This window comes from Moorena sp. SIO3E8, assembly GCF_010692445.1.
Taxonomy (GTDB): domain Bacteria; phylum Cyanobacteriota; class Cyanobacteriia; order Cyanobacteriales; family Coleofasciculaceae; genus Moorena; species Moorena bouillonii.
Genome location: NZ_JAAHHM010000169.1, coordinates 1 through 11,536, shown reverse-complemented (window position 1 = coordinate 11,536; position 11,536 = coordinate 1). Strand labels below are relative to the sequence as shown.

General features: G+C 41.1%; 12 protein-coding genes and 2 pseudogenes. 2 read left to right on the top strand and 12 right to left on the bottom strand.

The window, feature by feature from the left end; translation table 11 throughout:
• Positions 1 to 240: 240 nt before the first annotated feature.
• From nspC to F6K46_RS34455, 8 genes and pseudogenes are all read right to left on the bottom strand, one after another.
• Entirely contained in the window at positions 241 to 1,380 is a 1,140-nt protein-coding gene (gene nspC, locus F6K46_RS34490) for a carboxynorspermidine decarboxylase (protein WP_293057894.1), read from the bottom strand.
• A gap of 8 nt (positions 1,381 to 1,388) precedes the next feature.
• Positions 1,389 to 1,544, bottom strand: coding sequence for a hypothetical protein (locus F6K46_RS34485; RefSeq protein WP_293057954.1), 156 nt, complete (start codon positions 1,542 to 1,544; stop codon positions 1,389 to 1,391).
• A complete protein-coding gene (locus F6K46_RS34480) occupies positions 1,526 to 2,362 on the bottom strand; it encodes a saccharopine dehydrogenase C-terminal domain-containing protein (RefSeq protein WP_293058118.1) in 837 nt (278 codons plus the stop codon). Before F6K46_RS34480 ends, F6K46_RS34485 begins: the two co-directional genes overlap by 19 nt.
• Before the next feature lie 3 nt (positions 2,363 to 2,365).
• A pseudogene (locus F6K46_RS34475) lies at positions 2,366 to 2,755 on the bottom strand (saccharopine dehydrogenase NADP-binding domain-containing protein); the annotation flags it as partial.
• A 938-nt stretch (positions 2,756 to 3,693) separates the two neighbouring features.
• Positions 3,694 to 3,825, bottom strand: a pseudogene (locus F6K46_RS34470) (TauD/TfdA family dioxygenase); the annotation flags it as partial.
• Between the two features lie 80 nt (positions 3,826 to 3,905).
• Positions 3,906 to 4,784, bottom strand: a complete 879-nt coding sequence (locus F6K46_RS34465) for a phytanoyl-CoA dioxygenase family protein (RefSeq protein WP_293057957.1) — start codon at positions 4,782 to 4,784, stop codon at positions 3,906 to 3,908.
• 148 nt (positions 4,785 to 4,932) lie between these two features.
• The gene (locus F6K46_RS34460) at positions 4,933 to 6,069 is read right to left on the bottom strand and encodes an SRPBCC family protein (RefSeq protein ID WP_293057960.1); all 1,137 of its coding nucleotides are present in this window, start codon (positions 6,067 to 6,069) and stop codon (positions 4,933 to 4,935) included.
• Between the two features lie 72 nt (positions 6,070 to 6,141).
• Positions 6,142 to 6,627: a GNAT family N-acetyltransferase gene (locus tag F6K46_RS34455; RefSeq protein WP_293057963.1), complete on the bottom strand. Its 486-nt coding sequence runs from the start codon at positions 6,625 to 6,627 to the stop codon at positions 6,142 to 6,144.
• Positions 6,628 to 7,207: 580 nt separating this feature from the next.
• Between F6K46_RS34455 and F6K46_RS34450 the strand changes: the two genes are divergently transcribed.
• Positions 7,208 to 8,377, top strand: a complete 1,170-nt coding sequence (locus F6K46_RS34450; protein ID WP_293057966.1) for a GDSL-type esterase/lipase family protein — start codon at positions 7,208 to 7,210, stop codon at positions 8,375 to 8,377.
• Here F6K46_RS34450 and F6K46_RS34445 read toward each other — a convergent pair.
• Together F6K46_RS34445 and F6K46_RS34440 are read right to left on the bottom strand one after the other, a co-directional pair.
• Positions 8,369 to 8,602, bottom strand: coding sequence for a hypothetical protein (locus F6K46_RS34445; protein ID WP_293023456.1), 234 nt, complete (start codon positions 8,600 to 8,602; stop codon positions 8,369 to 8,371). The two genes, F6K46_RS34450 and F6K46_RS34445, sit on opposite strands and share 9 nt — an antisense overlap.
• Positions 8,603 to 8,860: 258 nt before the next feature.
• A complete protein-coding gene (locus F6K46_RS34440) occupies positions 8,861 to 9,019 on the bottom strand; it encodes a hypothetical protein (protein ID WP_293057969.1) in 159 nt (52 codons plus the stop codon).
• 187 nt (positions 9,020 to 9,206) lie between these two features.
• Here F6K46_RS34440 and F6K46_RS34435 point away from each other — a divergent pair, with 187 nt between their 5' ends.
• Complete coding sequence (locus F6K46_RS34435) at positions 9,207 to 10,076, top strand: class I SAM-dependent methyltransferase (RefSeq protein WP_293057972.1); 870 nt, start codon at positions 9,207 to 9,209, stop codon at positions 10,074 to 10,076.
• 228 nt (positions 10,077 to 10,304) lie between these two features.
• On the opposite strand, the gene F6K46_RS34430 is transcribed toward F6K46_RS34435, so the two are convergent.
• Complete coding sequence (locus F6K46_RS34430) at positions 10,305 to 11,288, bottom strand: Gfo/Idh/MocA family oxidoreductase (RefSeq protein WP_293057975.1); 984 nt, start codon at positions 11,286 to 11,288, stop codon at positions 10,305 to 10,307.
• 49 nt (positions 11,289 to 11,337) lie between these two features.
• The coding region (locus tag F6K46_RS34425; RefSeq protein WP_293117845.1) for a hypothetical protein at positions 11,338 to 11,536 on the bottom strand (199 nt) is incomplete at its 5' end.

Genomic DNA, 11,536 nt, shown 5'->3' with positions numbered 1-11,536 from the left:
GTTCTTTTAGCTCTTGCTTTTCTTCCGGACTCAAGTTCATGAGTTTTAGTAATTATTAGAAACTATTTATCATTAATAATATCATGATATCATGATTTTGGTATTTTTGCAAAACTGAGATGCACCCTACACAAGTTTGCCACAAGTCAAAAAATTGGATAGATAATTTATACCTAGTGATACTTTCAAAAGCGGATTTAGTATAACCCATGATTTGGGTTAGTTCCCATGGCAATTTGCCTAAGATAATCGACTCTTATAATCTTCGTAGCAAAATTCTCTAACCAAGTTAAAAGTACCATCAGTGCGGACAATGCCAATTGCTGGATGTTTGATGCCATTAAACATAGAAGTCTTCACCATCGTATAGTGAATCATATCTTCAAAAACAATTGTGTCACCAATCTGCAAAGGCGTTTCAAAGTAGTAATCTCCCATGCCCATAAAGTCTCCTGCAAGGCAGGTAAGACCCCCCATCCGGTATCTAGGCTCTTGCTGTTGCGGATCTCTTGCACCTCGAATGCGAGGTTTATAAGGCATCTCCAAACAATCAGGCATATGAGCGGTAAATGAGACGTCAAGCATGGCAATAATCAGGTTTGAAGTTTCAATCAGATCAAGAACTGTTGCTCGGAGTACCCCAGTTTCCCATGCCACTGCCGATCCAGGCTCCAGATAAATATGCAAGTGAGGATAACGGGATTTAAAACGGGTCAAAACTTCGATTAGGTGTTCGATATCATAGCTTTTAGAGGTGATCAGATGTCCTCCCCCTAAATTAAGCCACTTGATCTGGGGAAGGTGATGCCCAAACAGGGTTTCAATCTGCTCTAAAGTACGTGCTAAAGCCTGTGAGTCGCTTTCACATAAGTTGTGGCAATGTAACCCTTCAATGCCCTCCGGTAACTTATCACCTAATTTTTCAGCGCGTATTCCTAGACGAGATAAGGGAGACGAGGGATTATAGATCTCCGGTTCCACCGGAGAATACTCTGGATTAATGCGCAGACCCGGTGATACTTGGGTCAAGAGAGTTTTTTCTTTAAATCGCTCCCATTGGCTTAGGGAGTTAAACGAGATATGTGTTGCCCCTTGAATCAGTTCTGGAAATTCTTTTTCCTGGTAGGCAAGCAAGTAAAGGTGGAGCTCTTTACCAAACTCTTCTCGCCCTAGCCTTGCTTCAAACAGAGAGCTAGCAGTAGTACCTTGTAAGTATTGTTTCACAATGGGAAAGGCACTGAACATCGCAAACCCCTTCAAGGCAAGAATGATCGTAATTCCTGCTTTTTTCTGAACCGAGTCAATTAACTCAAGATTCTCAATCAGCTTTTCGGACTCAAGCACATAGCAGGGGGATGGGATTTGGGAATAATCAATCATCTTGCTTGTTAATCCCCAAATTCTTCTGAGTTGTTAATTGACTCATGCCAAGGTAAACCATAGGTTCCCAGCTTTGCCAAAAAAGGGTCAGGGTCAAGTTGTTCCACATTAAAGACTCCCTCACCTTGCCATTCGCCAGTTAAGACTAGCATTGCACCAAGCATTGCAGGGGGTGCATCTCATATTTGTAAAAAAGATCGCAAGTCTCAGAAGTGTGGGGAGTGTGGGGAGTGTGGGGAGTGTGGGGAGTGTGGGGAGTGTGGGGAGTGTGGGGAGTGTGGGAATTTTCTCCCGAATTTTTGCCTAATTGCAAAACTGAGATGCACCCCATTGCAGGTACTCCTGTTGTATAAGCAACAGCTTGTGCCCCTACTTCTTGATAAGCTTTTGCATGGTCACAGTTATTGTAGATATAGTAGGTTTTTGGTTTTCCGTCTTTTATTCCTCGAATATGGCAGCCAATAGATGTTTGACCTTCATAGTTCTCACCTAGTGAAGATGGTGCAGGTAGAACAGCTTTGAGGAATTGCAAGGGGACGATTTGATGCCCTTCATACTCAATTGGTTCAATACTAGTTAATCCTACATTCTGGAGAACTTGCAGGTGTGTCAGATAACTTTCACTGAAAGTCATCCAAAAGCGAGCCCGTTTAATGGTGGGAATGTGCTTCACTAGAGACTCAAGCTCTTCATGATACAACAGGTATGACTCCCTCTGGCCAATCTCTGGATAATTGATTGACCGATGCACTGAGAACGGCTCAACCTCTACCCAATTGGAGTTTTCATAGTATTTTCCTTTTTGGGTAATCTCTCTGATATTAATCTCCGGATTAAAATGAGTAGCGAAAGGATGACCGTGATCTCCGGCATTACAATCTACAATATCTAGATAGTGAATCTCATCAAAGTGGTGCTTTAGGGCATAGGCTGTAAATACCCCTGTTACTCCAGGATCGAATCCGCATCCAAGCACAGCCATAATCCCAGCTTGTTTATATCTTTCGTGGTAATCCCACTGCCATTTATACTCAAATTTGGCTTCATCAGGAGGTTCGTAGTTAGCAGTATCGAGATAATTTACTCCTGTTTCTAAGCACGCATCCATAATCGGTAAGTCTTGATACGGTAGAGCTACGTTGATAACTATGTCAGGCTGAAAATCCTTAATGAGTGCCACTATTTCTGCAACGTTATCTGCATCGACTTGGGCTGTTTGTAATGAGGGATGGGCAATAGTAGCGGCAATGTGATCGCATTTTTATTTAGTCCGATTTGCTAGGAGAATCTCCAAGAAAACATCTTGCAACTGGGCGCATTTTTGAGTAACAACATTACCCACTCCACCTGCACCAATAATAATAACTTTGGCCATAACTGCACTATTGTTAGTTAATATAGATATTTATTTTTTAATTCTCAACACTGATCAATAATAACAGATATCGACTTGGGAGCATGTCACTTATGCAGAACATTTGTACGCTTATCTGGGTAATGGGTAATAGGTAATGGGTAATAGGTAATGGGTAATAGGTAATAGGGGGAGCATGTCACTTATGCAGAATATTTGTACATTATCTATAGCCCCCTCATGGGTTTAAGCTTGCTCTCATGGTACATAGTACAAATGTTCGGCAACTTTGACCTGCTCCCTATCGACTTCTCTTCAAGCATGAACAATATTTTAGGCAATCGCGACAACAGTTTTAAACTTAAGATATTAGCAGCGAGATCCTAAATTTAGGAACGAATAGGTAAATGTAATAATTCTCATTTTTCTAAAGATAAATAGCGAAAAATTCAACTGCATACACGAAAAGCGACGGAAAAGCCAACTCTTTTAATAGGTTATAAAAATATAACTTTGTTTGTTAAATTCTTCTATAATTAGCTCTTTAAATCTCCTTGAGATATAAACTTTTAAAGAGCTTAAAGTTTTCTCGCCCAATAAAATAACTCCAAGGGAGATAAGTAGTCGGACAAAAGTTTTGGTATCTGTGTAATTTTTTGTAAACACACCAGAAACCTAAGCAGCACAGTAATTCTCTCTATTTTTACATTTGTTAACATAGAGCTGTTTATATATCAATACGGTTCAGATAAGGCTAAAACTCCTCAGAGTGATAACGTAAGCATAGGACTTCTATACCTCATAGATACAGTAAAAAATCCTTAACTGAACTGTATTGGTTTATATATGTCCGACTACTTAGGATACATTCAATTCCCTTGCACCTGAATTAGGATTGACCTTTGGTCACGCTACGCGATGAAGCGTTCGCGAAGCGTGGCCAAAGGCCTCAGCTTCCGCTAAGAGCGATCGAAAGCTTTTCTTCCATGAAGCACTCGGAAGTTTTGTATTATCATGCAGTCTCTAGGCTCTAGACGAAAAGAGTATTGATAGGCAGGACTATTTAATAATTTAAAGCAAGCAAAGTAAGCTTCATATTTTTGCTGCTAAATTTATAGGTTCATGTTTTATCAATCAAGATTAGTCGCTGTAACTCTAGTACAAGAAGAAATTATTGTGAGTTAGCTCCAAAGTCAGATGTATACCAATTCCAATCGCCAGTCTGATCCTCAAATCCCGATTTGTAAAGTCCATTCTTAATCGCAGAATCAGGAAGTTTATCTAGAAGGATGTAGGGGTGGGATTTTTGACCTTTTTCCTCAACAGGTTGGTTTGAGACAGCGTTATAGTGGCAATGCATTAGGATACGAGTATCATCTGTGTGATTTCCTTGAGAACCATGTATCGTGTTTGCATGAAAGAATACAGCATCGCCAGGTGCCATTTCGCAATCAACAACTTCTAGCCTTTCTATCACTTTTTCCATACGCTTTGGATCGCAGACATCTCCATTACCTCGCAACACAGGTTTAATACGACCCATTAAATGGGACTTTTTGATGACTTGCAAGCAACCATGGGCTTTAGTATTTTCAGTGATAGCCACTGTACAAGTTACAATGTTGGGAAAAAGACAGCCGTCACCATACCAATAGGTGTAACCTTGATGCCAATTTATGACAGTATCATCATATGGCAGCTTTTGAACAATTTTTGAGTGCCAATGATAGCACTCCTCACCTAATATAAGTTCCGCAGTATCGACAATCCGAGTTAATCGAGTCACTACGCTAACCAGACTATCATTTAAACCATTCCAAACAGCAGCATGCCAGGGTTCACCCTTTTGGTTGATGACAGTCCTGAGAGAATTGGCAAAATTGGGATCGTTATCGCAAACTTCCCGGATTAAGCTAACCTCCTCTGAATCAAATAACCCACGGACGATAACATATCCATCTTCGTGATATTGAGTGAGCTGTTCTTGAGTTAAGCGATGAGTTTTCCGTACATCTGTGTCAAATTTCGATGCAATCATTTGAGAGTCCATTTTCTACTGTTATTTTAGAGATTGAGATTTTTGAATCAGATTTCCATCAGTTGTTGTGGAATATGAGTATTGGATTGATATTCGCTATAGCGTTCCTTTATCCTTTCCCCAACAACTTCTGCGAAGACCAATAAATTGGATCTCATTTTCACGACGGTTTTACCACATCCATTGTGGGAGAGACAGTCTTTTTAGATGCTCCCAAACCGCCTAATATATTTCCATCTAGGCTTACAGGAATCATCCTACGGATGTAATCATGAAACTGCTGTTGACCTGCTTCTTTAGTAGGATGATAAGGACCACAGTGTTGCTGACCTTGTTGGTAAATTGCTTTCCTTCCCTGATGGATCTTGGTCATCAGATCATGGTCTTCATATTCTATTTCGTACATATACTGGTCAAATGCATTTAGAAAGTCTTGATGTTGAGAAAACTGCTCTTCTACCAGACGATATTCGTGAATTGAGCATGTGTCGATGCTTTCTGGTATAACAACGGCAACTAGGGCAAAGCACTGAGAAATTTCAATAATAATATTAGGATAAATACAAAGCCAGACAGCACCATAGTCTTCTGGAAATTTACCAACATATTTGTTATAGCAACCTATATAGTCTCCCAGAGCAGAGGTTTTTATTTGGATTTTTTCTCTAAGATGTATCGCTTGAACACTAAAATCATCTCGGAAAATCGATTCAATACATCTTGAATCTAGAAAGGTTTTAAAGTTAGGATGATATGCTTCTAAGTGGTAATTATCTAGAAAGGTATCCATATAGCTTTTCCAATTTACCTTAACGAAGAAGCGATCATGGGCATAGAACCTTAGCTTCTCGAAGTTAATATTTGCAAATGCTTTAGAAGTTTCTAGAGCACCTTTCAAGGCAGACTCGTTTTTAGGAAACACAAAACCATCATAACTATCGATGGATTCCTTTTCTAGAGAGTGTAGGGCATGATCGCATTCTATATTAGCCGAACTCAACATCTTCCCATTGAGATCATATGACCAGGAATGCACTGGACACACAATGCTGCGACAATGTCCCTTGTCTTTGAGCAGGGTTGCATAACGATGTTTACAAATGTTTGGCAGAACCTGAATGTTCTCTCCATCATGGATGAGAACCTTTGTGTCCTTAGTGTGTGGCAACACATAATAGTTCTGAGATTCGTTGACAAAGCTACTGTGTCCTAAAAAAATATCATTAAATTTACAACGCTTCTTTTCTAAGGCAAAGATTTCTTCGGAAAAATAAAATTCGTGAGCAAGGGATAGCATATTGATTGTCCTAAGTAGGTAGGTTTAATTAACTGTAAAATGGAAAAAGCTTAAAACTTGAAAAAAACCTATTTAAGTTGAAGAGAATGCCGCTAAGGCATCACCAGCAAGGCGACAAGTCCGCCAGTCGTTGAGAAAGGTTGCACCTTGCTGTTTGTAGAATGCGATCGCACTTTCATTACAATTGAGCACACTCCACTCAAATCGCCCACAGCCTTTATCAAGTGCCATCTTTGCCAAATAGCCAAAAATTTTACTTCCTACACCCTGACGACGATAGTTAGGTAGAACAAACAGAGCTTCTAAATATAGACCGGGTTTCATCAAATAAATAGAGAAATTGAAGAAGTAAAGAGCGAATCCAGTCGGTACACCATCTGCACAAGCAAGGATTGCCTCGGCCTCAGGATGAGAACTAAACAAACTTTTATGAAGTTGTTCGCATGTGCCAGTGACCTTGTGGGAGAGCTTTTCATGGTCAGCCAGAGCCATGATTAGCTCGAATAGAATAGGTACATCATCAGGTATCACCGGACGAATGTCAATTGAGTAATTCATAATTTCTACTTATACCACTTGAAGGGTTAGAAATTTAGTGGCGTTTAATCGACTTTGAAGATGAGTCTGGTAAAATTGAGGTAACATTTGATCACATAGCGGTCTTGTTAACAATCGAGAGAGACCGTTCTTTTTTTACCACAAGTTGCTTTAATTTTAAAGCCATAAGGCTTGTAGCTGGGTTGTCACCCCCTCAGGTTCAATTGATAATTTTTGTGAAGCACCTCCCCCAGGATTAGCCGGACTTTTTGATTGTAAATTTTTTCTTGATGTTGACGATGTAATAACTTAGCTTGTTCTATAAGTTGAGATAGTTAGTTATAGTTGATTCCTAGCAATCGTTTGGTTTGTTTATGATTTTTTTGGATTTAATCCCAAGTGTAGCTCATGGTTCATGAGGCCCATAAGATTATTTAATATCCTCTTATTTGATCATAAACTTGTTTTTTGGAGAGGTCTAAGGTACACTATAATTTTTTTTCCCATACTTGTTTAAGTACCGTTACAAGGGCTGTGAAGTTGTCCGGATTTCCTCGATTGCTTGATGTGAAAAGAGTATAGAGAAGAAAGTGGGCACATTATGAGCAATCTATATCTGTTAACAACAAGTCTACTCACTGGAGGAGGAATGTCTGCTCCCCCACCACCACCCCTACCTGCCAATCCCTCAGATAGCCTCTCAAGCCTGTTAGTGTCAACAGCTAATAAAGCATTGCAGGCTGGGGTTAGTCACAAGATTGTTCCTACTGTAGAAACCACTGTCGAAACCTCCTCTCCTCAATTTAGTAGTCAATGGCAGAAACGTAGCGCTGCTAAATTGTTACAGCCGTTTTCAGATGAATTGACCTCACTACCTTTAGCTGCAAGCCCCCTAAATCCCCCAATTCTGGGGGACTTTAACTCAAGAACCCCCCAAAGTTGGGGGGTTAGGGGGGCGAAACTTGCTGTAAAGTATCGGCAACGTTTACCCAACTATCAACCGACTACTCCTTCACCAAAGTCGGGAACGGAACTGTATTACCAACGATTAGCTGCCCTCAGAGCTGGCAAACTTTATACTCGCTTACCTGCTCATAGTTTTTCATCGTTTTGGGCAAAGGGATTAAATCACAAAGGAGTCCCTCTCACAAAACCTACCTATCAGCAGTGGAAACAACTCCTGGCACAGGAAGCCAGAGCTGTTGCCTACGGACAGGGTAACAATCGTCTGTCTATGGTAGTGGGAGATTCCCTAAGTTTGTGGTTACCCGCACAGGGATTACCTAACTATCAACTGTGGCTCAATCAAGGCATTTCTGGTGAGAATACCAGTCAAATTTTGAGTCGATTATCGGCATTTTCCCAGACTCGTCCTGATACAATTTATGTGATGGCAGGTATCAATGATTTGCGTCAGGGGAAAACCGATCAAGTTATTCTCAACAACCTGCGCCAGATTACTCGTCAATTGCGGCAAAATCACCCACAAGCTCAACTGATTATCCAATCGATTTTACCGACACGAGCTACTGCTATTTCTAATCAGCGCATTCGTAATCTTAATCAACAAATTGCTCAGATTGCTCAACAAGAAGGAGCAGCCTATCTCAATCTTCACAAGTTGTTTACTGATAGTAAAGGTCAGATGCAGCACAACTTGACAACCGATGGCATACACTTAACGCCTCTTGGTTATCAGGTTTGGCAAGAGGCGCTACAGTATACAGAATCTTTGATTGCTGCAAATCGAGCTAAGGCTTTATCACTGTGAACGGGATTGTCGGGAGACCAGTTTTTCAAAATTAGCTTGGGTTTGCTGCAATAGTTGCTCTCTACTATCTGCTGCTTTAGTGAGGTTAGGAACTAATTTGCGGGCGTGGAGTGCCATGTGAAACTGAAGCTCGGCGACATAATCGCTAATGCCTTCACAAGCATGATCATTGTGGGGTTGAGTAGAATGCAAATCCAAAGTGTCCTCCTTGTCTAACTTAACCATTAGGTAGTTCGAGAGCGGGAAAGCTGCGTGTCCAATCAGCCCATAGGAACCCTGACTCGATGTATCTTACAGAACATATCATGGTATGCCAAGGGCATATCTGATTTTGTAATGAAGTTTAAAATATTTGTTAAGTTTTATATACTTTAGGAAATTTATACAACGTCGTTGTCAATTTTGTGGTAATAAATACTGGTAAAGTAAGTAGGTGAGGTAAAAAAAGCTGAATTATGTAACGCTAGATGAAGCCTAAGATTTTTAGGAAAATCTAAAGCGCTCAGCTTTATACCCCCCAGCTTCAGGCTGAGCCTCGACTTGATCAATCACCCGATCAGACGGTCGGTGATTTGATACCCAAAGTGCCTGAGTGCGATCGCTATTTACTTTACGCCAAAAGGGAGCATCCCATTTTGGCAAATCTATTGCTCAAACTAACGAGAATACTAGGGTTTCAAAGCATAATTGAAAGTGTTATGCGCAAAAATGGGATGCTCCCCGCCAAAAGTCTATATCGGCTCTGTCCTCTGCATCCATCGGGTGTAGCAACGGACAGCTGTATGGACGATCTTTGGTGATGCACAATACCAGTTAGACAATAAACCACATGAGTTTAAGCAAATCAGAATATAATAAATCTGCCTATTTCTATGATGAGATAATGAATTCATTCAAAATGGATTTTTCTCTCTATGAGGACTTAATTGAAATAGTGAAGCCACAATCTATATTAGAGCTAGGTTGCGGAATGGGTCGGTTGTTCCCAATCTTTATGAAAGAAGCGAAAGAAATTACTGGTATTGATTTAAGTGATGAACTGATAGATAAAGGAGAAAAATATTTTAAATTAAATAACGTTAACAACGCCAAAATTGAGTTTATTAATACAGATATGTGTTCATTTAAAATGAACAAAAAATATGACTTAATAGTTTTCGCGTTATCCGTATTAAAGCACTTAAAAACCGACAGAGATAGACTTGAAGCGTTAAAAAATGCTAAAAGTCACTTAAATCAAGAAGGTTTCATTGTTATTGACCATACCCCTTTTTTGTATAGTTCTAAATCTACCGATTGGATTGATGTAAAAAACTCACTAGTAGTGGACTGGTTACCGGAATCGATTGTTATTGATGGCTACCAATGGAAGAAATCTATAGAAGGTGAAAAGGACATTCTTCTCTGGAGATATAACGATTCAGAAAAAACACATTTTGAAGTTAAATTTACAACTTACCGATACGATATTGACAAGCTTATTCAGCATCTTAGTGAACTTGATCTGAACCATGAACTGATTCTCACTGAATGGGGAGTCAATGGTCTAAGTAATAAAGGAAAACGATTTATTGGGTTGGCAAGCTATCCAGATAACAAATACAGCCCAAAGCATGACCTCCTCGAGAGGGTTATAAAACGTAATGAAAGATTATGGTCTGATCAGGATCTTTATCTTGAAAATAAAGGTGTTGCATAATGTAAGCATATGCGCTAGGCGCACGCTGCGCGAACAGCCGTCAGCCGTCAGCTAAAAGCTCACGCTACTTGAGGTGCCGTCAGCTTACTTGATTCAAAAGCACCTCAAATAGTGTTCCCAATCACCCATAAGCACCTCAAGTAGCGTGGTCACAGGCCCAAAGCTGATAGCTGATAGCTGAATGCTGAATGCTTACCACTAAAATAAAGCGATTGGCCGTAGGCCACGCTACGCGATCGCATTACCTGTAGCTGCCGATTCACGTAATGCATCTGCCACCTTGAGAGTATAACAACTAGCTACTGGGGAGACATACAGGGGTGTTCCTTTAACTAGATGGTCAATTACCATAGCGGTATCTTTAAGAAACAAACCCCGTCGCCCTGCTACTTCAATTGGTTTGCTTTCCTCTGCCTTAATCAGATTACCTTGGTCTCCCTCAAACAGCAGTGTGCCTTGGTCTCCATGGACTTCAAAATTCCGTAACCTCTGCCAGAACATTTCCCCTTTACCATAAGTAATATCTGCGATTAGACCACTAGTAAAGCGCAGTTGGGCATTACATAGACAGGCAGTAAAGTACTGATCACCAGCATCCCAAAACTGGGATTGACAATACACAGAAGCGACTTCACCAAACAAGTCTGTAAAGCGGTGAATGCGAGAAAGAGCACCAATGAAGGGAAAGCCAAATAGTTCCAGATTGTATGTCCAGCTGCGGGGTGCAGGGTGTTTGGGGGCAATAGTTACGTAACGGGCATAAACCGGTTGACCAATTTTGGGCAAGGATTGGCGCAAGGCTTGATGCAAGCCCCCTAAAAGCTCAATATGTTCTACATGGAGGAGCTTGCCCTTAGCGTTGGCAAGGGTAATCAGGGATTCGGCATCTTTGGGGTCAAGGGAAAGGGGATATTCAGTGACAACATGTTTCCCGGCATTAAGGGCAGCACGGGCAATTTTGCCATGATCCCGATTAATCGTGCTAATAAATACTAGATCAAGCTCCGGGTGTTCTACCAATTGCTGCCAGGAATCCACCACTGTAGTGCCGTGGGTTTCAGCAAACTCTTGGGTTTTGGCAGGGGTATGACCACAGACAGCCACTAAATGCGATCGCGAATCCGTTTGCAATGTCTGAGCTCGTAGCTTAGCCGCAAACCCAGTACCAACTATACCAGCTTTAATTGGGAGATTAGTAATACTCTTTGTCACAAGGAATTATCAAGGATGAAGGGTTAAGGGTTATTTTGAACATACTCCCTTAAGGAAAGGCAATAGGCAATAGGCAATAGGCAAAAATTACCGAGAAACTCCCCATCTCCCCATCTCCCCATCTCCCCATCTCCCCATCTCCCCATCTCCCCATCTCCCCACCCCCCCCCACTCCCCCTCCCCCCATCTCCCCCTCTCCCCACCTCCCCACCCTCCCCACTCCCCCAGCCCTTCCTATAACAGATCGC